This window comes from Burkholderia sp. Ax-1724 (assembly GCF_011752995.1).
GTDB lineage: Bacteria > Pseudomonadota > Gammaproteobacteria > Burkholderiales > Burkholderiaceae > Paraburkholderia.
Genome location: NZ_VWWL01000004.1, coordinates 103,842 through 127,179, shown reverse-complemented (window position 1 = coordinate 127,179; position 23,338 = coordinate 103,842). Strand labels below are relative to the sequence as shown.

Here is a 23,338-nt window from a genome sequence, read left to right as displayed (position 1 = left end):
GACTAGGCCGGGATCACGCCAAGTTCGCGGCCGACGCGCGCGAACGCCTCGACGGCGCGATCGATCTGTTCGGGCGTATGCGCGGCGCTCATCTGCGTGCGAATGCGCGCGCGGCCGCGCGGCACGACCGGAAACGAAAAGCCGATCACGTAGACGCCTTCCTTCAGCAGCGCGTCGGCCATCTTCCCCGCGAGTTGCGCGTCGCCGAGCATCACCGGAATGATCGGATGTTCGCCCGGTACGAGCGTGAAGCCGAGCGCGCTCATCTTGCCGCGGAAATGCGCGCCGTTTTCGCGCACGCGTGCGCGCAATCGCGCGCCTTCGTCGCTCGCGAGCAGTTCGAGCACTTTCAGCGAAGCGGCAGCGATGCTCGGCGTTAGCGTGTTCGAGAACAGGTAGGGACGCGAGCGCTGCCGCAGCAATTCGACGATCTCCTTGCGCGCGGCGACGTAGCCGCCCGATGCGCCGCCGAGCGCCTTGCCGAGCGTGCCGGTGATGATGTCGACGCGCGCCATCACTCCGCCATGCTCGGGCGTGCCGCGCCCGTGTTCGCCAATGAAGCCGACCGCGTGCGAGTCGTCGACCATCACGAGCGCGCCGTATTGGTCCGCGAGATCGCAGATGCCCGCGAGATTCGCGATGATGCCGTCCATCGAGAACACGCCGTCGGTCGCGATCAGCTTGAAGCGCGCGCCGGCGGCGTCGGCTTCCTTCAGGCGCGCTTCGAGATCGGCGAGATCGTTGTTCCTGTAGCGAAAGCGCTTCGCCTTCGACAGCCGCACGCCGTCGATGATGCTCGCGTGATTCAGCTCGTCGCTGATGATCGCGTCGTTTTCGTCGAGCAGCGTTTCGAACAGGCCGCCGTTCGCGTCGAAACAGCTCGAATAGAGAATGCAGTCGTCGGTTTGCAGGAACGCGGCGAGCGCTTCCTCGAGTTGCTTGTGCACGGTCTGCGTGCCGCAGATGAAACGCACCGACGCCATACCGAAGCCGTCCTTGTCGAGCCCTGCTTTCGCGGCGTCGATGAGCCGCGCGTCGCCGGCGAGGCCGAGGTAATTGTTCGCGCAAAAATTCAGCACGTCCGTGCCGTCGGCAAGACGCACGTCAGCCGATTGCGGACTCGCGATCACGCGTTCGCTCTTGTAAAAGCCATCGGCGCGGATCTGCGCGAGGGTGCCGCGCAGATGGGCAAGGTACTGGTCACATTGGTCACGCATGAACGAGACTCCGGAGAGATGAAGGAGACGACCTGACTCGCTGCGCTGAACGTCGGCGCTTGACATCAGCATAGTCCGCATCGACGGCGTGTGCAGCAGCGAGGCGGCCTGTTATAGTCGGCTGTCAGCTTTATCGGATATTTTCGTTTTTTCGAACTAAAATCCGGTATATCGAACAACTCTAAACGATAGGTCAGGAAATGGCAAGTTCGGGTATCCGCCGCACCGCGCGCAAGGCAACGGCCCAAACAGCGTCCGCCGCGGGCACGACGGCGGCGCCGGTCAATGCTGCACCGCCGCGCGTCGGCGAGCAGATTCAGCGGCTGCGCGCCGAGCGGCGCATGACGCTCGACGATCTGTCGCGCGCGGCGGGCGTGTCGAAATCGATGCTGTCGGAAATCGAGCGCGACAAGGCCAATCCGACGATCGCGGTCGCGTGGCGGCTCACCAATGCGCTCGGTGTGAGCCTCGATTCGCTGTTTGCGCCGCCGAAGGCGCCGGAAGCGATCGCGGTCTCCGGCGCGCACGACATTCCGACCTTGAGCGGCCATGATGCGAAATATCAATTGCGGGTGTGGGGGCCGATCGAGCTGGCCGGCAAGTTCGAGTGGTACGAATTGACGCTGCAGCCGGGCGGAGCGCTCGTGTCAAACGCCCACGAACCCGGCACGCGCGAGCATCTGACCGTGCTGAACGGATCGATCGAAGTCGAGGCGGCCGGGGCGACGAAGCGGCTCAAGGTGGCGGACACCGCGCGCTATGTCGCGGACGAACCGCATGCGATTCGCAATGCCGGCAAGGGTGAGGCGAAAGCGTTGCTGGTCGTGATTCACGGTTGAGCGGCGGGGCGCGCCCGGTGCGCGGCAGATCGGGCGACCGGTGACAAGCGGATGACGGGCCGTTGGTGAAATAGGCCATTCGGCCAAGGTTGCGCTCAATACTGTATGTTTGTACAGTATTATCTGTCGACTGGAGCCGATAATGAACAACCTGAAAGCGAACCCTACCGATCAAGCTCTGGCCGCGCTGCGTTATCAGACCGCCGCGCGCGATCTCGAACATATCGTGCGCAATATCGCGGCCCGCTACATCGTCAAACAGGTGCCGCTCACGTGGCGTCTGCTGCATGCCATCGAAGCCGAGGCGTTGGCCGATCTCGGCTTCGCAAGCCGGCACGATGCCGTGATGCTGGGCCTGTTCGAGCGGCCATCCGATCTGCCCTATCCCGAAACCGATGACACCGTGGATTTCGGCTCGTCCAATGCGCTGCCCGCAGTGTTTGCGTTTGCCGTTAACGCCTACGAAGACGCGGCGCGGGAAGCAGCACGTCTCGCCGCCACGCAACCGGTGCCGCGCGATATGACACTGAAACGCGCGCATGCCTGGGGCGGGTGATACGGCAGCAGGTTGATTTTCTTCGGCTTTTCGCTCCGGTTTGTGTTTTGCGTTCCGATCCGATGTCCATTGCCGCCTACAATAGGCAGAGCAAAAGGCGCAACTAACGGAAAGAATACCGATGTCACCTCCTCATCTGTCCGACCCTGTCCCACGTCCCGCGCCTTCGACCGATCTCTTCGATCAGCAACGCGAAGACTGGCGTCGCGATCCTCAGATCGCTTTCGACGCATGGCTAGTGAAGCAGCATTTCAGACGTTCTTCCGCGTTGGTCTATCAGGCACAGTGGGGACAGTTTCTCGACTGGCTCGGTACGCAGCAAAAAAGCCTGGCCACGGTCGACTCGCACGCGATCGCCGAATTTGTCGCTGGACTCGAAATACGGAAAACGCAACGAGTCCGCTATTTAAGGCTGATCGAGCGCGTACTCGATCACGTTCGCGAGATCGAATCCGCCTCGACCAACCCAGCTCGCTTTATTGCTCAGGATGGCGAAGCTGCGTGGCGCAATGCACGCGATAATGACCCGACCGGTTTTCTCACGCATGCCGAGCGAACCGCCTTGATCGCGCATCTGTTTGCGCCATTGCCGGATTTGTCGGCGGCGCAACGCTGGAGAGAACGGCGTGATCGCGCCTTGATTGCCGTGTTTCTCGGCGGTGGACTGAAGACCGGCGAGGCGGCATCCCTCACGGTTAGTTGCGTCAATGCGGGTTCGCCGTGGGTCACGATCGAGTCGGCCAATCTGATGCTGACGCGACGTACACGGCTTGCGCCATTCGCAACGGCCATTCTCGACGCGTGGCTCGCCGAACGACGTCTGACGGAACTGGCCGGCAATCTCGTGTTTCCCGCAGCGCCGTCCGGGCGGCCGATGCACAAAGCCACGATGCTGCGCGCCGTCGATGCGCTGGTCGATGCTGCGGGAATCGCCGGATCGAGAACGTCGCGCGCGAGTCCACAGACTTTGCGCAACACATTTGCGGCGGACCTGTTCGAAAGCGGGGTCGAGGCCGAACAGGTCGGTCAGTGGCTCGGCTTCGTGCAGGCGGTGTCCGCCAACCGGCTGTATCGCGCGTGGCAAACGTGGATGGATCAGCAGGATTCGCCGGCCGCCAATGTGCCGGATCCAGCAGCGGCACCTTTGTCGACACCTCGGCGTGACGGGCGTTTGACGAATACAACGGGAGAAAACCCACCCTGAAAGTCCTCACCTCTTGACTCCCGGATTTCCTCACCTTTAGCGCTTTATCCGCTATCGCACGATATCGACAGCTCGCGTGGACTGTGCGGCCGCAGCGTCTGACAGAAACTGGCTAACCGCTGCCAGCCTTGATTCGCCGAGGCCCGAGGAATGCTCACACTCTGGGCAAAGCAGCTCGAAACGGTGATCGACCTGCGACAACTCCGGCTCACCTTCCTCGCATTTCGGGCAGCGCGCAGGCAACGTCACGTGACCGTCCGCCGCAGTGCCGATCATGCTCAACTCTTCGTTCGTGAGCCGGCCGGCGTTGACCAGCGAGCAAAGCAGGGCGGCGATCGCCGGGTCGATACCTTGCTGGCCGCGCAGCATCGCGACTTCCCTGGTCAACGTGTCCACCTCATCCGACTGTTCGCGCAATTGCGCGTCGAGCCGGTCCCCACGAGCCTTGGCCGCGGCAATCTGCTGAATGAACTCGAATTCTTTGCGGCTCGCGTCGCGCACACCGGATTGATAGGTCGCGGCCATGCTGCGCAGCGAATCGAGCTCGACCAGCATCGGCTTGACGCGTCGCTCGGCCTCGGCAACCGCGTCCTTGATCTGCTGCGCATAGTGTTCGGTGCTTTGCCGCAATTCGACGTGTAGTGCGTCGATCCGGTCGCGCAGCGTTGCGTTCGTCGCTTGCTCGGTTTCGAGACGCTGGCGGAGCGTCTCGTTTTCCTGGTCGAGTCGCCGCGTGGTCGCTTGCAATCCCTCGAGATGGATATTGCCGTGCGTGGTCGCGCTCGATAGCTCGGTTTCTAGCACCCGGACACGTTCCCAAGCGGCTTCGGCTCGCATTTCGCTGCGTTTGACGGCCTCATCGGCTGCGTCACGGCGAATTTCCGCGTCGCGGGTACGCAGATCGGCAGCGCCGATTTGCGCATGGATTTCTTCGCGTTCGCTATCGAGTGCCGCTTTTGCCTCGGCCACGGCTTCTTCAAACAGCACGCCGAGCAGTTCGCCGGCACGTTCTTCGAGCGCTTTCGGGATCGCACCGGCGCCGACCTTGACGCGCGAGACATTGCGGATGCGTTCCCAGAAGTGATCGATGTCTTTTGGAATGTCGCTAGCGCTGCCGGTTTGTGTCAGATCGCGAACCGCAGCCATCGACGGGCGAATGCCCAGATCGAAAAAGAGCCGCTTGCAGGCGTGCAGTGAAAGATCCTGCCGGCGCATGCCTTGGGCACGCATGGCTTCAAGCTCGTCCCGAATGGTTTGCCGTTCCTGATCCAGATTCATATCAACCTCGATGTTGCTCGAATTGGATGAATCATAACAATTTACGTAGCGTTTGCTACCAATTTATCCGTGACGAGGGGATTGAGGTAAACAGATGTGCTTTTGAGGGAGCAAAGCACTGCTGAACCTGCGTGACAGTTTTATTTCCGTGAAACAAAACGAAGAATAGCTAATAAGCTCTTGTAAAGAAAGAGCTTTTATTGATTTTTCAATGATCGCGCACTGTTTCACGAGCGTTAGCGGGTTGAGAGGGTTGAGGACGTGGTGTTTCGGAAGCTCGCGGGGTGGAAAAGCTTGAGAGTAATAAAAGTAAACACCTTTGAACCCTTGTTAAAAACGTTAACGCCTCGGCAAACCCTTATCTGGCGGGGGTTTCAAGCCGACAAGGTGAAGCTTTGCGGGAGACGTGGTGAGATTCTGCGGGAACCTCGAGTGATGGGGTTCGGGGAGCCTGGTGAGAAGGTCCGGGACAGAACGTGAGCGAGTTCAGGAAACGCCGTATACGGGCGGTTTGGCGAAAGGTGAGGTTTTGCGGGAGCCTGGCGCCGTGAATCGCCCGGCCACACGCGAAAAGCTCTTCCTGGGCCGGCAGGCCCAACGGTGAGCGCTTTCGGGAGTCTTGCGAGCACTGATTTTCTGGGTTGTTTTTGGGCTGTTAACCCCATTGGTGAGATGAGTCGGGAGAAAATGCAGATTGAAGGTGAGGTTTTACGGGACCAGCAGGTCGTTTTTGCCTCAATTTTGAGCATTCGGAGCCCTAAGGTGAGCTTTTACAGGACAGGAGCGGATTTTGTGATCCAGATTTGTCCGCGGCGTTGACTGGCTGGTGGCCACGAGGATCGGAAAGGTGAGCGGATTCGGGACGTGAGCGTTTGGCTCGATCTCAGGCGGACAATTTCGCTAAAGGTGAGGCTTTTCGGGAAGTGCTGCGAGGGTTTTCGGACGTTAAGGTGAGGAAATACGGGAGAAAAATCGGGTTCATCGGCTGGAGATGCCCGTCTGATGGCCGTTACGATCCACCGGCTCCATGGGAGACTGGATTTCACGGGTGAGGTTTTTCAGGAGGATTGGAGCCGGTAAGCGGGGAGACCTTCGAGGTCCCAAAGTGATTTGAGGTGAGAATTTTCGGGAGATCGAGGCGATTGGTAACGTTTGTGGATTACTCTAACCTACTGAAATCATTGATAATTATTTGGACCGTCGGCAAAGGTGAGGTTTTTCGGGACTTTCCGTGGCAACCTCGCGTCGCTCTCGGGAATACCTAAAGGTGAGACTTTTCGGGAGAGTTTTTCGGCGCAGGTCGGTGCTGGCGCGGTTTGAGCGTGCATCACCTCACGTGATTCAGTGGCGTCGAGGTGAGCTTTTTCGGGGATATCGCGGAAGAGAGGCTGAGTTAACGGCAGGAAACCCACGGTTGACGATGGACTTTGGCCATTGTTTTGAGCCGTTTGGGTGAAAGGAGAAGTTGCGAGCGCAACGCCGAACAAACGGGGAGCGACTGCTTGAGCAGAGCATTGGAGAGGGGGCTGAGCGCATTTCTTTGCATCGGTGCCATTGAAGCGTCGGGTCTGCGCCGCTGGACGCGATCCTGCCGGTGACAAAGCTGCGGAGGGGCGACTTCGCCACCCGGTCGTTACGCCACCGAATCCCTCTTGTTTACGCGCAGCCTCAAAAAAATCCGCAATTTTTTGAGGTGAGGAAGTTCGGGATCAAAAACTCCCCGTTTCCATGGACTGCGAATCTGTCCGGATCGGCAAACGCCGCGACCTGCAAGGACACCCCGAACCTGGCGGCAGACGGCTGAGGTGAGGGTTTTCGGGAGTGGTTCGAGGTGAGCCGCGCTTCGTAAACTCACTTCACCGGCAATGGTGAGAGGGACGCTATAGACGCGTATCACCCCAGCCGGTATGCTCACGCGAAATTCCCCCTTCTCACCCCGACGCATGGCCACGAAGCGCGCGAAAAAGACCGATGTAGTCAGCCCGAGTTCGGCTGAGTTGCGCAAAGCCGTCGAGGCGATCGCGATCCAGCCCAAGAGCGGCAAGATCACGCTGCTGACCCGCAAGCTCTTCAACGTGCTGCTCGCGGTGGCCCAGCAGGCCGACGAGTCGGGCGACACGTACCGCGCGCTGCTGTCGGACATCGTCGCGAATTCGGCATTCGATTCGAACGATACGGCGCTCGTCAAGGAACACTTGCGCCGTATGGTGTCGGTGCAGGTCGAATGGAGCACCGGCACGTCCAGTCAGAAGCCCGGCCGTAAATGGGGTATTTCGACGCTGATCGCGGACGCGGAAATTCTCGAAGATCCGACCACCCGACGTGTCTGGGTCGAGTTTTCGTTCGCGCCGAAGATCAAGAAGAAGCTGCTCGATCCGGTTCAGTACGCGCGTCTGAGCCTGCAATTCCAGAGCCAGTTGCGCAGTAGCGCCGGCCTCGCGCTGTACGAGATCTGCGTGCGCTATCTGACCAACCCGAGTCATCTGACGATGCGCGAGACGTGGGAATGGTGGCGTCCGATTCTGTCGGGCACACCGGACACGGAAGCCGGCGACGAAGCGAAGCGCGAGTACAAGTATTTCAAGCGCGATTATCTGCGTCCGGCCATCGCCGAGGTCAATGCGGTCACGAACATCTTCGTCGAGCTGATCGAGCATCGCGAGGGACGGCGCGTCGCCGAAATCCAGTTTCGCGTGACCGAGCGCAAGCAGCCGATGCTCGCGCTCGACGAACATCCGAACGTGTTTGATAGCACGCTCGTCGATCGCATGGTGAAGATCGGCATTCCACTCAAGGAAGCGCAGACGCTCTATGCGGACAGCGAGGAAAATCGTATCCGCGCGGCTTTGCAGATGACCGAGCAGCGCATGCGCAGTACTTCGCTGCCGCCGGTGCGCAGCGCGCCCGCGCTGTTCAAGGATGCGTTGAAAAAAGGCTATGCACCGCCTGTCGAGGCGCTGCCGACCGCTGTCGGCGTGGGTAAAGCCGTCGCGACGCCGGCCGACGACCTCAAGGCGCGTCTGCTGGGCGAATATTCGGCGTATCGCCGCAAGCAGGCCTACGAGCTATACAACGAACAGGGTGACGCGGAACGGGATATGGCGCGGCAGTCGTTCGAGGAGGAGGAACTGCCGGGGCTCGGTTCGCACCTGCGCGACGATTGGCGCCGCCGTGGGCTGGATTCGAAGATCGTCGAAACGGCGTTCTTCGACTGGCTTTCGCGCAAAACCTGGGGCGAGCCGACCGATGGCGATCTGCTTGCCTTTACGCTGAGCCAGTCGCGCGCGGCCTGAGCGGGGTCTGCCGCGCGATAACCGGCCGTCGCGAATGGCGGGTGGCGCTGCGCATTTGCGTGGCCACCTCGTCCGCTTACTTCAGCATCTTTTCAATCTGCCGCAGAATGTCGTCGCGTTTCTCGCGCGTGAGGCCTTTCAGGCGCAGCTCGAGCCGGTCGTCCCCGTAGGACTTGAGATCGCCGACCGATACCCCTTCCAGTTTGATTTCCAGACGTTGCGCGTAGCGCTGCCGACCGGCGGGCTTGGCGCTTTCCTGCGCGGTCGCCCTGCCTTGGACGATGTCGGCGACCTGGCGCGTGCTCAGGTCGTCGGCAAGGATTCGGTTGATCAGGCGCAGTGTGGCTTCCGCGCCGCGCGCCGTGTGATAGCGGCCCACCTGGTAGGCCATGTTCGAGCCGAAGCGGTCGGGGCGCGCGACCATCTCGTGCATCACGGCTTCCGGCAACTTGGCGACGGACAGCGCGACCGCGACCGTCGATTCATCGAGCCCAAGGTGTTCGGCAAGCTCCTTCTGGCTCTGGAAATGCCGTTCATCGAGAAATCGCTTCCAGACGACCGCGTTGTCGAACACGGTCTGCGAGTCGCGCTGGACATTGAGGTCGTAGCCGAGCTTGTAGCTCTGCAGGCCGATCGGCAGATCGATGACGATCGCCTTCACCGATTCCTTGTTCGCTTCCTTCAAGGCGCGTACGCGCCGGCCGCCGTCGCTGACGAAGTAGGTGCCGGGATTGTCGTAGTCGGGAATGACGTGAATGGCTTGCTGCTGCCCTTGCTTAGCCAGATTGACGGCGAGCTCGGCGATCGACGACTTCAGATAGAAGTGCCTTGGATTGAACGGGCTCGGCTTGATCGTCTTGAGCGCAAGCTCGATGACCTGGCCCGGACGATAGCCGTGCTCGAGCCGCCATGCACGATACGCCGCCGATTCGTTGGCGGTGTCGACGGCATCGATTTCCTGCATGCCTGGCGGTACGACGGCAGGTATCGCGCGTCCGGCTGCTGCGGGATTTTGCGGCGCGTTTTTGACCAGACCGTCGATCGCGTTCAGACGGTCGAGCGCGGTGCGCTTTTCGCTGCTGGTCGTGTCAGGACGTGCTTGAAAGCCTTTGGCGAATTGGGACGGTTTCATTCAGGCTCCTTTATGCGCATAAATTCAGGGGAGCAGGGCGGCGATCTCATTCGCGCACGCCCTGACTTCGATAGCGGCGAGCTTGGCGCCGCGGTCGGTCATCTGCAGCACCGTCTGCCCTAGCGCCATGGCCTGTTTGTAGGCTTCGCGCGTTGGAATCTGGGTCTTCAACAAAGGGAAGCCGAGTTCTTCGAGCGCGCGTTTCAGTTCGCGCGTCAGCATCCGCTTCTCTTCCGTCTTGTTGAGCAGGAAGACGGCGCGCAGGTCTTCGTTCATGACTTGGGCTTGCTGAACCAGCTTGACGAGGCCGATGCTCGACCAGTAATCGGCGGGCGATGACGACGTTGGGATGACTGCCACGCTCGCCGCAAGCAGTACGACGCCGGAGACTTTTTCGGTGATGGAAGGCGGACAGTCGACGACGATGATGTCGTAGTCAGCCACGAATTTCTTGATCTCGCGGTGGATCTGACTGCCCGCCTCAGAGAGATTGACGACAGGGAATGGGATGCCGACGTCGCCGTCAGAGGAAGCGCTGGCCCAGTGGATCAGCGTGTTTTGGCCATCTGCGTCGACGACGAGAACGCGTTTACCTTTCTCGTGAAACGCAGCGCCGAGATGCATCGCGATTGTGCTTTTCCCGACGCCACCCTTCTGCTGTGTTACCGCGATGATTTCTGCAGCCAAATTTCACCTCCTCTTTTTAGACGCAGTTGGATTTTACCTGGTTGATTTCCTATTTCAAATGACTTGAGTAAATAGAAATGAAAATTAGCCGTTCGGCAGACGTTTATGCGCATAAAGATGACAGGAGCGCTCGCGAGAGGTGATGCGATGACCGGCTCGCGGTGATGGAGAGAAGGCGCGAGAGGTTTTCTCGTCGTGGGCGCAATCGGGGAATGAAGTATTGAGAGAGGGGCGAGCTGCTTTGAGTGTGTGGTCTTGGGACAAAGAGGTTTGGCTTTGCGTCGGCAGCTACTGAGACATGTGCCGTTGATTTCCGCCTGCGGCGTGCGACGCGCCTGCGGGACTTTATGCGCATAAAGTCCGGGTCATCCCGGCAAGGATTGATGTCTATCGAAGAGGGCAACGCTACGAGGCTCGATGGCGCATCAGGCGGCGGGGCAAACGGCTTTGGGGTTTGGCGGAAGGTTGCCTACGCCGATCTTCGCGAGAGCCCTTTACCTGAATCACTAGCCCCGCGTGAATTTCTCCAGGGCAACCAGAATTCAATTCTCGACCTCGCCGCTAGCCGAAGCGAGGGCCGGTTTATGCGCATAAACTCGGGAGCTGATAAACCACGTGCCCCGCAGCCGTCATCCAACCACGGCTCAACAGGCGACCCCGCCAAGCTCAACACCCAACCGCCCCCCCACCCGCTAAAATCCCTTTTACTACCTCGTCGCCAGACCCTGGAACGCAAACCCAAACCGAACCGCTCAATCTCAATGATCACCATCTACCACAACCCCCGTTGCTCCAAGTCGCGCGCCACCTGTGAACTGATCACGAGTACCTACAACAGCGCGAACGAAGCAACCGAGATCGTCGAATACTTGAAACAACCGCGTACCGTCGCCGAACTCAAACAGATCAATGCACAACTCGGCTGTCCGGTCCGCGAAATGATCCGTGACACCGAAGCCGAATACAAAGAACTCAATCTCGCCGATCCGTCGCTGAGCGACGCGCAGTTGTATGACGCATTGGCGCAGCATCCGATCCTGCTGCAACGTCCGATCGTCGTGCGAAACGGGCGTGCCGTGATCGGCCGCCCGCCTGAAAACGTCGCCGCACTCTTCGCCTGAGCAAATGGGCGAGTACTGACGTCAAGGATGCGCGTGGCGCAAGCTCACGCGCCGACGCTAGGCGTTGCTTGCCAGCGCTGCGTCTCTGGTGACGATCTTCGTCGGGATCAGGCGCAGTTCGCTGAACGTATCTGCAATACGTTGTTGTTCCGCAAGCACGTTGGGATCGACAGGTTTGTAGATATGCGCGTAGTGGCGCAGGCCTGATTCGATCACGCTCGCGTCGAGCCCCTGAATCGGCGCGAGTTGCGCCGCGGCCTTGCTATAGTGCCCTCGCACCCACTCCCCTTCCTTGCCGACTTCGTCCATCGCGATGGCGAGCACGTCGCCGTTCTGTTGCGCAAACGGCCGAGCGCTCAAGAAAAACTGATGGTGGCTCACGATGCCTTCGGCATCCGCGAGCAGGCGCGCATTCGACTGTCGCTTCGCGGCTTCGAGGAACGGGTCCCAGATCGCCCATGCATCCACCGCGCCACGTTCGAAGGCCGCGCGCGCATCAGCGGGTGGCAGATAGACGGGCTGAATCTCGTTGAATTTCACGCCGTTCTTCTGCAATGCGGCCACCAGGAACCAGTGCACATCGGAGCCTTTGTTCAGCGCGATTTTCTTTCCCTTCAGGTCGGCCAATGTTTTGATCGGCGCATCGGGATGCACGAGGATGCCTTCGGCGTGCGGCGTCGGAATTTCATACGCGGTGTAGACGAAGTTCGCGCCCGCTGCCTGCGCGAAGATGGGCGGCGCCTCGCCCACGTAGCCGAAGTCGATCGCGCCGACATTGAGTCCTTCGAGCAACTGCGGGCCGGCCGGAAACTCGGTCCATTTGACGCCGATGCCGAGCGGCGCAAGCCGTTTTTCGAGCGTACCGTGCGCCTTGAGCAGCACGAGGGTGCTCGCTGCTTTCTGATAGCCGATGCGAAATTCCTTTACGTGCGCATCGGCGGCAAACACGGACGTGGAGACGATAGGCAACGCGGCGGCGGCCAGTGAAGCCCCTACGCTGGTCAGAAACGCGCGGCGCGTGAGCGGCGAATGACGGGACATGAACATGCTCGTAAAAAAGACGGACGCAAAATGGCCCGATTGGCTCCGACGATAATTCGTCTGTCCGCCTGGACGAACCGATAAATTCGCATAAGCAAATCACGCGGTCGCAGCGAAGCATTGCCATGTGTACCCGTCACATCGCACGACGCAAGCCCAAGCCCACCACACTGCAGCCTGTCGTTCCCCGCCGCTACAATCGGCCAGTCGCCCAAACGTCTGAAAGCGTGAACCCCCAACGCCGCCGGGCAATCACGCAAAACCACGTCCGCATCAACCAATCGAAAAAGGACCTCCGTGCATCCGATAACAACACTCACCCCGTGGGCTGCCCACGATACGCAGCTCATCCTGTCGTGCGTGCTCGGGCTCGCATTGATCATCGTCTTCATCAGCGTGCTCAAGCTCGCGCCGTTCCTGTCGATCCTCGTCGGCACGTTCGCGGCGGGCTTTGCGGCCGGTCTGCCGCTCGAAGCGGTGGCGAGCGCCTTCAGCAAAGGCGCGGGTGCGTTGCTCGGCGACGTCGGCATCATCATCGCGCTCGGGGCGATGCTCGGCGCGCTGATGGCCGAATCGGGCGCGGCCGACCGACTCGTGTCGACCATCCTCAAACATTCGACGCCACGCACGCTTCCGTGGATGATGGCCGTCGTCGCATTGCTGATCGGCTTGCCGCTCTTCTTCGAAGTCGGCCTCGTGATGATGGTGCCGATCATCTTCGTGATGGCGCGCCGCTCGCAGCAGCCGATCCTGCGCATCGCGATTCCCGCGCTCGCCGGCATGACGACGCTGCACGCGTTGCTGCCGCCGCATCCGGGTCCGCTGATCGCGGTGAGCGCGCTGCACGCCGACCTCGGCCTCACGCTCGGGCTTGGTTTGATCGTCGCGATTCCGGCCGTGATTCTCGCGGGGCCGCTCTATGGCGTCTGGTTATCCAAGCGGATACAGGTCGGCGAGCCTGAAGAAATGGGCAAGCTCTTCACGGCGCAAGAAAACGGCACCGAGCCGCCGAGCTTCGCGATTTCGCTGATTACGATCCTGCTGCCCGTCGTGTTGATGCTCGGGCGCACGGTCGCGAAGCTGCTGCTGCAGCCCGAAACATTCCTCTTCGATGCGCTGAATTTTCTCGGCGAACCGTTGGTCGCGCTTGGCCTCACCGTATTGTTCGCGGTGGTCGCGCTCGGCTGGTCGCGTGGCATGGCGCGCGAGCGCGTCGGCGGCATTCTGCGCAAAAGCCTGCCGCCGATCGCCGCGCTGCTGCTGACCATCGGCGCGGGCGGCGGCTTGAAGCAGGCGCTCGTCGTCGCGGGTATCAGCACGACGATCGGCAAGATCGCGCTCGGCTCGCATATGCCGCTGCTTCTGCTCGCCTGGCTCATCGCGGTCGCGCTGCGTCAGGCCACCGGTTCGGCAACGGTCGCCACGACGACCACGGCCGGCATCGTCGCGCCGGTCGTGGCCGGCCTCAGCGCGACACACAATTCGCTGATGGCGCTCGCGATCGGCGCGGGCTCGGTATTTTTCTGCCACGTCAACGACGCGGGTTTCTGGATGGTCCGCGAATACTTCGGATTGCAATTGAAACAGACGGTGCTGGTCTGGTCGGTGTTGCAGACGATCGTATCGGTCGTCGGACTCGCGTTGACGCTCGTGTTGTGGAACGTGCTGACGTAACGATGCCACGCAACGGGAGCGAGGCGTATCGTCATTGCCGGCGATCGACGTATGCACGCACGGTAGGCCGGCGCTCCCGCACCGCTCCTTCCGCCGCGAGCGGCCGGCCGCTTACACTGACCGGAGAGCGAGACGCCCCCCGCGCCTCGCGTTCCTGAAGCGGAGCCGCCGATAGGCTCGAGCTGAGACCGTCCTGCGAAGGTTGCGGCAAGTCGCTGCCGCCGAACGCGCCCGCTGCGATGATCTGCACGTACGAATGCACGTTCTGCGAGGTCTGTGCGCTGACGCGACTGCGCAACGTCTGCCGCGAATTGCGGCGGCAATTTCGCGCCTCGGCCGATTCGCACCCGTGCGCAGCTCGCGAAACATCTGGCACGGACCGAAGCCAATCCCGTCCTTATCGATGAAGCGTCGCATGCGCGTTTTTTCGAACGCTATCGCGACACGCCACCGGCCGAGCGTTGATCGCTGGCGCCGCCAACACCGAAGCAAGCGAACAGCGGACAGCGAATGGCACATCGAGGCACAGGCGCCGTGCCAGGCGTCCAAGCCTTGCTACGCCCTCAGCGCTCCGTCCAGAGCCTCTGCATCCCATCGCTTGAATTTCACCGCTCGTCATTCCCCGCCGCATCCGCCGACTCGATTCCGCTGACCGTGTGCGCGGCCGCTCGCAACAACCGTATCTGCTTGCGATAGTTACGGCAGCCGCTGCACGTCGGCAGATGCAGGCGGATCGCGAGCCACTCGCCGCTCGTCAGCGACCGGTCGAGCGCGTCGGATAGCAGCCGCGTGATGTTCTTACACTTCCCCATTGGCATCCTCGCTCGATAAGCCCTTTTCGCTCAGACACGTGCGCAGCCGTAAGCGCGCCCGATAGATCAGCACGCTGCAATGATTCGCGTTGATCTGCAATTCGGTGCAGATGGCCGCGATATCGAGGTCGAGAAACTCGCGCATCATGAATACGCGCCCAATGTGCTCAGGCAGATGATCGAGGCACATCTCGAAGAGGGTCCAGAACTGCTGCTGGCGCAACGCGGTTTCGGGCGTCGGCCACGGGCGCGGTTTCGTCTCGCTCGACCAGTGGCCGTTGTCCTTGAACAGCTCGCGATCGAGCAGCGCCTCGCCGTCGAGTTCGGTTTCGAGCGCCGACAGATTGATCGTGCGCCGCCGCGCGCGCAGCGTGTCGACGAGCTTGTGGCGCAGGATGCCGAACACCCACGTCTTGTGTTCCGATTGCGCGGCGAAGCGCTCGGCCTGGGTCCATGCGGCGGTCAGGGCTTCCTGCACGGCGTCTTCGGCGGCCGCGGCGTCGCGCAATTGCAGGTGCGCGAAGCGCACGAGATCGCGCCGCAGTTGCGCGAGATAGACGGGATCGTCGAGCGCCGCGCCACGTGGCTGCGTCATGTCGCGCTCCTTCGATGCACGGACTGTCGCGCCGGTTCTGCTAAGACTTCGCGATTCATGAGCGGATGATCGTCCTTGCGCTGTCTGCGGATGCGTGCGCCATTCTCCCTCACGCTCCTGCGCAAGCGAATCGGTATTGAACATAGATCTCCGGTCTGCGATCGCCAGATAGCTTGGTCGCGCGACGCGGCAACTTATGACAACGGCAAGAGATTATTTCGAAAAATGAAATTAAAGTCGTGGGGCGAAACGGTGGTCAATCGGCAGCACGGCAAACAGGCATGCGCCGTTCTGCCACCGAATTGACACAGAGGGGCAATGCCGATTATTTCATTTTATAAGAAAATATCTTCCCATCTTCGCTGTTTGTGGGCAGTGAGCGGCTCGCTATGCTTCACGCCAACGATCACCCGAGATCGCAAACCACACGCTGACGAGGACCTTTGCCATGAAACGCATTCTTTCCGCCCTGATCGCTTCCGCCGCCCTGTTTGCCGCTGCTTCCGGCGTGGCTTACGCTGCCGCTCCGGCCGCGTGCAACGGCCCCCCGTCGTACTGCAACGTGTTCTTCGGCAACTGATCGAAGCACGCGCAGGGCCGGACAGGACATCGACCCGGTTCGGTCCTCGATAAATGTATTGCATCGCTTTGCCTCAAATCGTCCCGGCCCGGGGGCGGGCTTGATTGACAAGGCAAAAGTCTCAGTTATCCACAAGGTTATTCAGTGAATTTGTGGATAACTTTCAGGGATAAATCGTTATCCACCGGCACGATCTCCGTAGCCGCCTTCCGGCCTGTCCCGCTCCGCCAATTTGTCGCCCCGCGTCGCCACTCGCGCGGCTTTTGCCTATGATGAACACCTCGTACTCTTTGCGCGTCGAGCGCCTTACCCGAGGAAGCGAACCATGGCTTATCACATTGCAGTTGTCGTTGGCAGTCTGCGGCGGGATTCGTTCAATCGCCAGTTGGCCCAAGCGGTCATTTCCCTTGCTCCATCCGATTTCACCTTCGAGTTCATCGATATCGGCTCCTTGCCCCTCTACTGCCAGGACTACGATGCCGACTATCCCGAAGCCGGTAAAAAGCTCAAGGAACGGGTCGAGGCCGCGAACGGCCTGCTGTTCGTGACGCCCGAATACAACCGCTCGATGCCGGGCGTGCTGAAGAACGCGCTCGACTGGGGTTCGCGCCCGTGGGGCACGAACTCGTGGGGCAACAAGCCCGGCGCGATTATCGGCACGTCGCTTGGCGCAACCGGCACGGCGCTCGCGCAGCAGCATCTGCGCAACGTGCTCGCCTACCTCGACGTCGCCACGCTTGCCCAGCCCGAAGTCTTCATCAAGCACGATCTGTCGGTCATCAACGAAAAAGGCGAGATCGTGAACGACGGCACGCGCAAGTTCCTGCAAACCTTCGTCGACCGCTACGTCGCCTGGGTCAAGCGGCACGCGGCGTAACGGGCCGTTTCGCTAACGCAACAACCGGCGGCGCGTCGCATGCCCGAAGGCCGCGCCCGCGTGTGAGAGGCCCACGCGGGCGGCGGCCACAGCCTGATCCGCCGCTCGCCTGTCTAGGCGTGGTGATGTCCCGTCACCCGCTCCCACCCATGACGCACCGCGAGCTTGAAGCGCTCCCACGTGCTCTCCGGCGACGTGGTTTCCCAGTAGCGCCGCGCTTCGGGCTCGATCTCTTCCCACGGACGATCGCGGAATCGCGCATCGTTGCCGATCTCCGCGCCATAGCGATAAGCGGGCACGTAGTCCTCGTAACGCGGGTTGTCGGACGCGTACTGTTCGTCGTAATGGGCGCGGAAATCTTCTTCGTACTCCAGATACTCGTTAGGCATCCGGGCACCGGGCTCCGCAGTCGGCTGCCCGCGTTCGGGGATGACTTCCGGCGGCTGCATGACCGCGCCCGAGCCCGGCACCGAGCCGGCGGCAATCGCGCTGCGGTCCACGTCGCTGGCTCGCGCGTTCAGCGGATCGGACTTCGGATGCTCGTCGAGCGGCGACGGCGCGAACGGTTCGGCTCGGAGGCTGTCCGGCGGCGTGGTGTGGCGCGGATCGCGTGGCGTGGCACCCATCGGCACAGTCGCGCTCGTCGTTCCGGCTACACCGGTGTTTTCACTTGCCGCGGTGGCGGGCGCCGCGCCAGCCGCACCCGGCGCCCCCGCCGCCCGCAGTGACGTAGCCGCCCCGGCCGCCGCCGTCGTTGCGCTGGACGTGTGCGGCGTGCCCGGCATCACCGCGCCGATGCCCAGTTCGTCGAGCACCGAATATTCGCGCCGTGCCGCGGCCTGCGCACCTGCTGTCTGCGCGTCCCAATCGGGCAGGCGGTCGTCGACCTCGGTCGCACCGAGCCGCACGAGCGTATTGCGCGCAAGCTCCGCATGCGATTCGCTCGCGGCATTGACGCACACGAGCACTGCGCCGCGCCGCAGCGCTTCCGCGTAGCGCGTGGTGTCCAGCGCGCGCGAACCGGTCGCGAACAGGCTCGACAGAAAGCGCTCGATATTCGCAAACATCCCCGCATTGGTGACATCGTCGCTCGCCGGGCCGGCGGACGGCTCGGGGTTCGTCCGCAGATCGATCGCCTCGCGTGCAAAACCGGTCTGCACGAGCGTGTCGCGGGCGCTTTCGGCTTGCACGCGGGTGTCGAATAAACCCATCACGGTGTGTTGCATGGCTATCTCCCGACATGTTCAGGCGGAACGGGCAGCGCCGCACGCGCTATCCGCCTTGCCCCCGTGGACGCCGCAACGATCGTGCCGGAGCGTGGCCGCGCGCTCGCGTATCCGCTGTGATCTGCCGTGAGGCCACGCCGCGTGGGGCGTCCATGCAAAAAAGCGCGGCGTGTCGCCGCCGCGCTTTTACAAGTCCTGGTAAATGACGCCTGAGTGACGCCTGAGTGACGCCTGAGTGACGCCTGAGTGACGCCTGAGTGACGTCCGGGTGATGCCTGCATGACCCCCGGATTCAGGCGCACGGAGCACACGGCCGAGAAGCTACGAGGCCATGAGGTCAGGAGGCCCCGCCCCTCAGGAATCGGCCGGATGCGTCACCGGATCGTTATCCGTCTGCGCGAGATTGCGCTGGATCGTTTCGAGCAGCTTCTCGAGCAGACCGATGTCGAACGGCTTGGACAGCACGCGCACGTTCACATGCCGCGCGCGGTCGAGTTCTTCCGCGTAGCCGGTGACGAGAATGACCGGCAGTTGCGTATCGAAGGCGAGCACCGCTTCGGCCAGATCGATGCCGTTCAGCTTGCCGGGCATGTGAATGTCCGACAGCACGAGATCGAACGGCAGCGGCTCGCCGGTGTCCGCGCGCTTCGCGCGGGCGTCGTCGAGCAGGCGCAGCGCGAGGTCGGCGTTGAATACGCCGGTGACCTTGTGGCCCATCATCTGCAGCAGCGCTTCGGTGCCGGCGGCCACTTCCTGGTTGTCCTCGACGAGCAGCACGCGCAGCCCCTGCGGCGCTTCGATCTCCTGCGGACCCGCTTCGTCCGGGCTGACGCTTTGCGGCTCGGCCGACGCGCGCGGCAGATACAGGCGCACCGAGGTGCCCGCGCCGATCGCGCTGTCGATCGCGGCAAGCCCGCCCGAACTCTCGCAGAACGCAAACACCTGCGGCAGCCCGAGGCCCGTGCCCATGCCCTTCGGCTTGGTCGTGAAGAGCGGCTCGAAGGCGCGCGCGAGCACCTCGGGCGCCATGCCGGTGCCGGTGTCCTCGAGCGAGATCTGCACGAATTCGCCGGTGAGCGGGAAACCGTCCTCGTGACGGAACACCACGTTGCTCGCGCGCACCGCGAAGCGCCCGCCGTTGGCCATTGCGTCGCGCGCGTTCACGGCGACGTTGATGAGCGCGAGCTCGAGTTCCGCGACGTCGACGCGCACCGGCCACGTATCGGCGCCGCTGTCGATCACGAGCGACACCTTCGCGCCGAGCGACGCGCGCAGCAGTTCGCGGCAGGTCGGCAGCCAGCGTTCGAGCGACAGCGTCTCGGTGCGCAGCGGCTGCTTGCGCGCGACGCCGAGCAACTGCCGCGTGAGCGACTGGCCGCTCTTCAACGCGCGCTCCATTGCCGAGAGTTCGCGCTCGACCCCGCCGACGCCGCGCCGCCGCACGATCTGCACGTTGGCGGAGAGGATCATCAGCAGGTTGTTGAAGTCGTGCGCGACGCTGCCGACCAGCGTGCCGAGCGCTTCCATCTTGCGCGACTGGCGGTACGCCGATTCGATCGAGCGGCGCATCGACGCCTCGGCCTGCCAGCGCTGCCACGCTTCCTCTTCGGCGCTCAGACGCCGCAGCGACAGCCAGATCACGCACCACAGCGCGATCGACGGCGTGAACATCGACAGGATCAGCACGCTCAGGTGCGTGTACCAGGCGGTCCAGATCGCCGAGGTGCGGTAGCCGCACAGCACGTACACGGGATACGAGCCGACGCGCCGGAATGCGACGATCAGGTTGCCGCCGGCGAGGGGCGAATGCATCCGCACGACGCCCGTGCGCTGGCCTTGCGCGACCGCTTTCGTGAACGGCGTGTCGGGCGAGATCGCCGTCGCCTCGCGCGGGCCGGGCGGATAGTGCGCGAGAACCGCGCCGTCGGTGCGCACGAGACTCATGATCATCGGCGTATCGCCGCTGCCGCCGAGCAGTTCGCGATAGAACGCGTCGAAATAGCTCGGCCGCAGCGCGATCGACACGACCCCCGCGAACGAGCCGTCGGGCATCTTGCGCTCGACGCCCATGTTGAACACCTCTTCGCTCGCCACGCGTCCGCTCATCACCTTCGAGACGTGCTGGAGTTCGTTGCCGTCGCGGATGCCGACGAAGTCGTCGCGCTCGCCGATCGACAGCACCGGTGATGGATAGAAGCGGCTGCTCGCGAGCAGGTCGCCCCCGAGCCCGAAGATCGACACTGCGGCGACCTGCGGATAGCCGCCGCCCATCGTGCGCAGCTTGTCGTGAATCGTGTGTTCGCGCCCGCGAATGCCGTCGTCGTCGAGGCCCGCGGTCAGATCGACGATGCGCGAGTTGAGTGTCTCGTTCATGTCGAACACCTTCAGCGCGTGTTCTTCGGCGACGCGCACGGTACGTCGCGTCATGTCGGTCGCGTCGGCCTCGCGCGAGCGCAGATCGGTGAACGCCATCGCCGCGACGTAGACGAACGGCAGCACGACGGCCGCGACCAGCAGCGCGATCAGCGTGATGCGCCGCACATGGAAATTCTGTTCCGGCACGGCGGGGAACGAGGCGTCGTCCTGTTCGCGGACAGAACGGCGGGGAAGGCGGCTCGCACGTGGTGAGTCGACCCGGTCAGGTGTCATTTTCGTTGATGCCAAAAGTCATTTGAAGCGGGCAGCCCCGTAGCGGCCCGGTAGTTTGTCGCCGCTTTCAGAGGAAGCATAGACCTCGAGCGGCAAAAGTTGCCGCAAAGCGCCGGGAGCCAGGGTTTGCCGTTCCCGCTGTTCTTTAAAAGTAGTCTTAAAACAAACAGCGACGAATCGGCAAGCGCAAACGTACACAAAAGTATAAAGATAAAAGAATGGGCACTGGAACTAGTTAATCATTTTTAAAATCTGCTTCGCATAGAAAAATCTCATTAATGAACCTCGTCCTGGTGAGTTGCCTTTGCGCGAGTTTGCTTCGACAATCCTTGCCACGACAAAAAAGCCGTTGCCACGTCCGTGCCGCGGATCGTCAGGGTCCGCTGAACGCGTCCCGCCGCACACGCTCCCTTCTCGCCAGGCAAGCCGTATTTCGACAGGCGCCAGTGTGCTTTGTCGCGCATCGGTCGATTGCGCGCCGAAGCCCAGGCCGCCATCCGTTGCAGATACGAACGAGCCATTCCGCTTTTCAACCCGTCCGAGCCGACGTTGCCATGCTGCCCATTGTGATCGCCGACGATTCGCTGCTTGCCCGCCGTGTGCTGACGAAAGCGCTGCCGCCGGACTGGGACGTCGAGGTGTCCTACGCGGCGAACGGGCGCGAGGCGCTGGCGCTGTATCGCGCGGGCAAGGCGCCAGTGATGTTCCTCGATCTGACGATGCCGGACATGACCGGCTACCAGGTGCTCGAAACGTTGCAGCACGAGGACCTGAACTGCTTCGTGATCGTCGTTTCCGCCGACGTGCAGCCGCTCGCCCGGGCACGCGTGCGCGAACTCGGCGCGCTCGCGTTCATCGCCAAGCCCGTGACGTCCGAGGCGCTCCTGCCGGTCCTCAAGGAGTACGGGCTGTATGTCTGAGACGGACTTCACCGAGGACCAGCGCGACGCGCTGCAGGAGATCGCCAATCTCGCGATGGGCCGGGCCGCGACGCGGCTCGCGCGGCTGCTCGATTCGTTCATCGAACTCTCGGTGCCGCGCGTGCGGATGGTGGCCGTGAGCGAGGCGGCGCGCGCGCTGCGCGAGATGACCGGCATCGACGATACGGTCAGCGCGGTGCGCCAGGGCTTTCGCTCGGACATCAAGGGCGAGGCGCTCGTGATCTGCCGCAGCGACAGCATCGCGCAGCTGTGTGCGCTCGTCGGCGATCCCTACGCGCGCTCGAGCTACGAGTCGATCAGCCAGCGGGAGCTGATGTTCGACGTGGCGAATCTGCTGAGCGGCGCGTGCGTATCGTCGATACTCGACCAGCTTGGCCGCACGCCGGTGTTCTCCGCGCCGGGCCTGCTCGGCGAGGCGCTCACGCTCGACGAGGTGTTCCAGCCCGGCGTGCTGCAATGGCGCGTCGCGCTGCTTCTCGAAGTCAATTTCACGCTCGAGGATCGGGACTTCCGCGCGCATCTCGTGATGCTGATGGCCGAGGAATCGATTCTCCCCATGAACGACGCGCTCGACGCGCTGCTGTCCAGCCTATGAATGAACCGGTGGAATCGTTGAGCGACCTCGTGGTCGAGCGGGTCGGCTTCGGCATTTTCGTGCTCGACCGCGAGATGAACGTGCTGATGTGGAATCGCTTCATGCAGGACCACAGCGGGCTGTCGGCGCAACAGGTGGTCGGCCGCCCGATCTTCGCGCATTTTCCGGAGCTGCCGCGCGTGTGGCTCGCGCGCAAGATCGAGAGCGTGTTCCAGCTCGGCACCTTCGCGTTCAGTTCGTGGGAGCAGCGCCCGTATCTGTTCAGATTCGATCACGACCGGCCGATCACCGGCGGCGTCGACTTCATGCAGCAGGACTGCACGTTCATGCCGCTGATGCGCGAGCGCGAGGTGGTGGCCGTCTGCGTGACGATCTCCGACGTCACGCACGTGAGCATCGTGCAGCGCGAACGCGAGGAAGCGGTCGAGAAGCTGCGCGAATATGCGAATCGCGACGGACTGACCGGCATCGCCAACCGCCGTTTCTTCGAGACGCGTCTGCAGGACGAATTCGCGCGCTGGCAGCGCTATGGCGGCGACATGTCGATGCTGCTGTTCGATCTCGACCACTTCAAAAAAATCAACGACCAGTTCGGCCACAGCGTCGGCGACACGGTGTTGCGCGTGATGACGCAGCGCGTCGCGGGCGTCGTGCGCGCGCAGGACACGTTCGGGCGCTTCGGCGGCGAGGAGTTCGCGCTGCTGCTGCCGTGCACGCCGCTCGAAGATGCGATGCGCGTCGCGGACAAGATTCGCAGCGTGATCGCCGAAACGCCGGTCGAACTGCTCGGCACGAGCGTGCCGGTGACGGCGAGCCTCGGCGGCGCGGCGGCGCGCGAAGGCGTGCCGAGCTACGACGTGCTGATCAACGAGGCCGACGCGGCGCTCTACAGCGCGAAGCGGCAGGGGCGCAACCGCTCGGTCGCTTTCCGGCCACCGGGCTGACCGGGCGGCGGGCGCGCTGGCCGCTGGCCGGAGCGCCTCGCCCGGCGGCCTTCCTGTCTGTCCCTAAATGGGGCCGC

Annotated in this window: 21 protein-coding genes and 1 pseudogene; 12 read left to right on the top strand and 10 right to left on the bottom strand. The window is 62.5% G+C overall.

Going from position 1 to position 23,338, the window contains the following annotated elements:
- Positions 1–2: 2 nt before the first annotated feature.
- Positions 3–1,217: a glycine C-acetyltransferase gene (locus F3J19_RS06405; RefSeq protein ID WP_167038935.1), complete on the bottom strand. Its 1,215-nt coding sequence runs from the start codon at positions 1,215–1,217 to the stop codon at positions 3–5.
- Positions 1,218–1,405: 188 nt separating this feature from the next.
- On the opposite strand from F3J19_RS06405, the gene F3J19_RS06400 reads away from it, so the two are divergent.
- From F3J19_RS06400 to F3J19_RS06390, 3 genes are all read left to right on the top strand, one after another.
- Positions 1,406–2,056 (top strand): XRE family transcriptional regulator, encoded by a 651-nt coding sequence (locus F3J19_RS06400; RefSeq protein WP_345891008.1) that lies wholly within the window; start codon positions 1,406–1,408, stop codon positions 2,054–2,056.
- Between the two features lie 142 nt (positions 2,057–2,198).
- Positions 2,199–2,612: a DUF2471 family protein gene (locus tag F3J19_RS06395; RefSeq protein ID WP_167038931.1), complete on the top strand. Its 414-nt coding sequence runs from the start codon at positions 2,199–2,201 to the stop codon at positions 2,610–2,612.
- A 121-nt stretch (positions 2,613–2,733) separates the two neighbouring features.
- Positions 2,734–3,816: a tyrosine-type recombinase/integrase gene (locus F3J19_RS06390; RefSeq protein WP_167038929.1), complete on the top strand. Its 1,083-nt coding sequence runs from the start codon at positions 2,734–2,736 to the stop codon at positions 3,814–3,816.
- A 51-nt stretch (positions 3,817–3,867) separates the two neighbouring features.
- On the opposite strand, the gene F3J19_RS06385 is transcribed toward F3J19_RS06390, so the two are convergent.
- On the bottom strand, positions 3,868–5,094 hold the full coding sequence (locus F3J19_RS06385; protein ID WP_167038928.1) for a DNA-binding protein: 1,227 nt from the start codon (positions 5,092–5,094) through the stop codon (positions 3,868–3,870).
- Between the two features lie 1,178 nt (positions 5,095–6,272).
- Positions 6,273–6,581, bottom strand: coding sequence for a hypothetical protein (locus F3J19_RS06380; RefSeq protein ID WP_167038926.1), 309 nt, complete (start codon positions 6,579–6,581; stop codon positions 6,273–6,275).
- A gap of 456 nt (positions 6,582–7,037) precedes the next feature.
- Between F3J19_RS06380 and F3J19_RS06375 the strand changes: the two genes are divergently transcribed.
- Positions 7,038–8,387, top strand: coding sequence for a replication initiation protein (locus F3J19_RS06375; RefSeq protein ID WP_167038924.1), 1,350 nt, complete (start codon positions 7,038–7,040; stop codon positions 8,385–8,387).
- A gap of 76 nt (positions 8,388–8,463) precedes the next feature.
- On the opposite strand, the gene F3J19_RS06370 is transcribed toward F3J19_RS06375, so the two are convergent.
- Together F3J19_RS06370 and parA are read right to left on the bottom strand one after the other, a co-directional pair.
- Complete coding sequence (locus F3J19_RS06370) at positions 8,464–9,519, bottom strand: ParB/RepB/Spo0J family partition protein (protein ID WP_167038921.1); 1,056 nt, start codon at positions 9,517–9,519, stop codon at positions 8,464–8,466.
- A gap of 24 nt (positions 9,520–9,543) precedes the next feature.
- A complete protein-coding gene (gene parA / locus F3J19_RS06365; RefSeq protein WP_167038919.1) occupies positions 9,544–10,206 on the bottom strand; it encodes a ParA family partition ATPase in 663 nt (220 codons plus the stop codon).
- Between the two features lie 761 nt (positions 10,207–10,967).
- On the opposite strand from parA, the gene arsC reads away from it, so the two are divergent.
- Positions 10,968–11,327 (top strand): arsenate reductase (glutaredoxin), encoded by a 360-nt coding sequence (gene arsC / locus F3J19_RS06360; protein WP_167039323.1) that lies wholly within the window; start codon positions 10,968–10,970, stop codon positions 11,325–11,327.
- Positions 11,328–11,384: 57 nt separating this feature from the next.
- On the opposite strand, the gene F3J19_RS06355 is transcribed toward arsC, so the two are convergent.
- Positions 11,385–12,368, bottom strand: a complete 984-nt coding sequence (locus F3J19_RS06355) for a sulfonate ABC transporter substrate-binding protein (protein ID WP_167038917.1) — start codon at positions 12,366–12,368, stop codon at positions 11,385–11,387.
- A 297-nt stretch (positions 12,369–12,665) separates the two neighbouring features.
- Between F3J19_RS06355 and F3J19_RS06350 the strand changes: the two genes are divergently transcribed.
- Together F3J19_RS06350 and F3J19_RS06345 are read left to right on the top strand one after the other, a co-directional pair.
- On the top strand, positions 12,666–14,042 hold the full coding sequence (locus tag F3J19_RS06350) for a gluconate:H+ symporter (RefSeq protein ID WP_167038915.1): 1,377 nt from the start codon (positions 12,666–12,668) through the stop codon (positions 14,040–14,042).
- 182 nt (positions 14,043–14,224) lie between these two features.
- Positions 14,225–14,507 (top strand): annotated as a pseudogene (locus tag F3J19_RS06345) (DUF1272 domain-containing protein).
- A gap of 140 nt (positions 14,508–14,647) precedes the next feature.
- Here F3J19_RS06345 and F3J19_RS06340 read toward each other — a convergent pair.
- Entirely contained in the window at positions 14,648–14,854 is a 207-nt protein-coding gene (locus F3J19_RS06340) for a zf-HC2 domain-containing protein (RefSeq protein ID WP_167038913.1), read from the bottom strand.
- Positions 14,841–15,449: an RNA polymerase factor sigma-70 gene (locus tag F3J19_RS06335; protein ID WP_167038911.1), complete on the bottom strand. Its 609-nt coding sequence runs from the start codon at positions 15,447–15,449 to the stop codon at positions 14,841–14,843. Before F3J19_RS06335 ends, F3J19_RS06340 begins: the two co-directional genes overlap by 14 nt.
- A gap of 448 nt (positions 15,450–15,897) precedes the next feature.
- Between F3J19_RS06335 and F3J19_RS32975 the strand changes: the two genes are divergently transcribed.
- Together F3J19_RS32975 and F3J19_RS06330 are read left to right on the top strand one after the other, a co-directional pair.
- The gene (locus tag F3J19_RS32975; protein ID WP_275692053.1) at positions 15,898–16,029 is read left to right on the top strand and encodes a hypothetical protein; all 132 of its coding nucleotides are present in this window, start codon (positions 15,898–15,900) and stop codon (positions 16,027–16,029) included.
- Between the two features lie 325 nt (positions 16,030–16,354).
- A complete protein-coding gene (locus F3J19_RS06330) occupies positions 16,355–16,906 on the top strand; it encodes an NADPH-dependent FMN reductase (protein ID WP_167038909.1) in 552 nt (183 codons plus the stop codon).
- Positions 16,907–17,019: 113 nt separating this feature from the next.
- On the opposite strand, the gene F3J19_RS06325 is transcribed toward F3J19_RS06330, so the two are convergent.
- Entirely contained in the window at positions 17,020–18,132 is a 1,113-nt protein-coding gene (locus F3J19_RS06325; RefSeq protein WP_167038907.1) for a hypothetical protein, read from the bottom strand.
- A gap of 354 nt (positions 18,133–18,486) precedes the next feature.
- A complete protein-coding gene (locus tag F3J19_RS06320; protein WP_167038905.1) occupies positions 18,487–20,781 on the bottom strand; it encodes a hybrid sensor histidine kinase/response regulator in 2,295 nt (764 codons plus the stop codon).
- A gap of 554 nt (positions 20,782–21,335) precedes the next feature.
- Here F3J19_RS06320 and F3J19_RS06315 point away from each other — a divergent pair.
- From F3J19_RS06315 to F3J19_RS06305, 3 genes are read left to right on the top strand one after another with little or no spacing between them, the layout of a single operon-like run.
- A complete protein-coding gene (locus F3J19_RS06315; protein WP_167038903.1) occupies positions 21,336–21,701 on the top strand; it encodes a response regulator in 366 nt (121 codons plus the stop codon).
- Complete coding sequence (locus tag F3J19_RS06310) at positions 21,694–22,317, top strand: chemotaxis protein CheC (protein ID WP_167038901.1); 624 nt, start codon at positions 21,694–21,696, stop codon at positions 22,315–22,317. Before F3J19_RS06315 ends, F3J19_RS06310 begins: the two co-directional genes overlap by 8 nt.
- Positions 22,314–23,261 carry a diguanylate cyclase gene (locus tag F3J19_RS06305; protein ID WP_167038899.1) on the top strand — a complete coding sequence of 316 codons (948 nt, stop codon included), beginning with the start codon at positions 22,314–22,316 and terminating at the stop codon, positions 23,259–23,261. Before F3J19_RS06310 ends, F3J19_RS06305 begins: the two co-directional genes overlap by 4 nt.
- Positions 23,262–23,338: the final 77 nt, after the last annotated feature.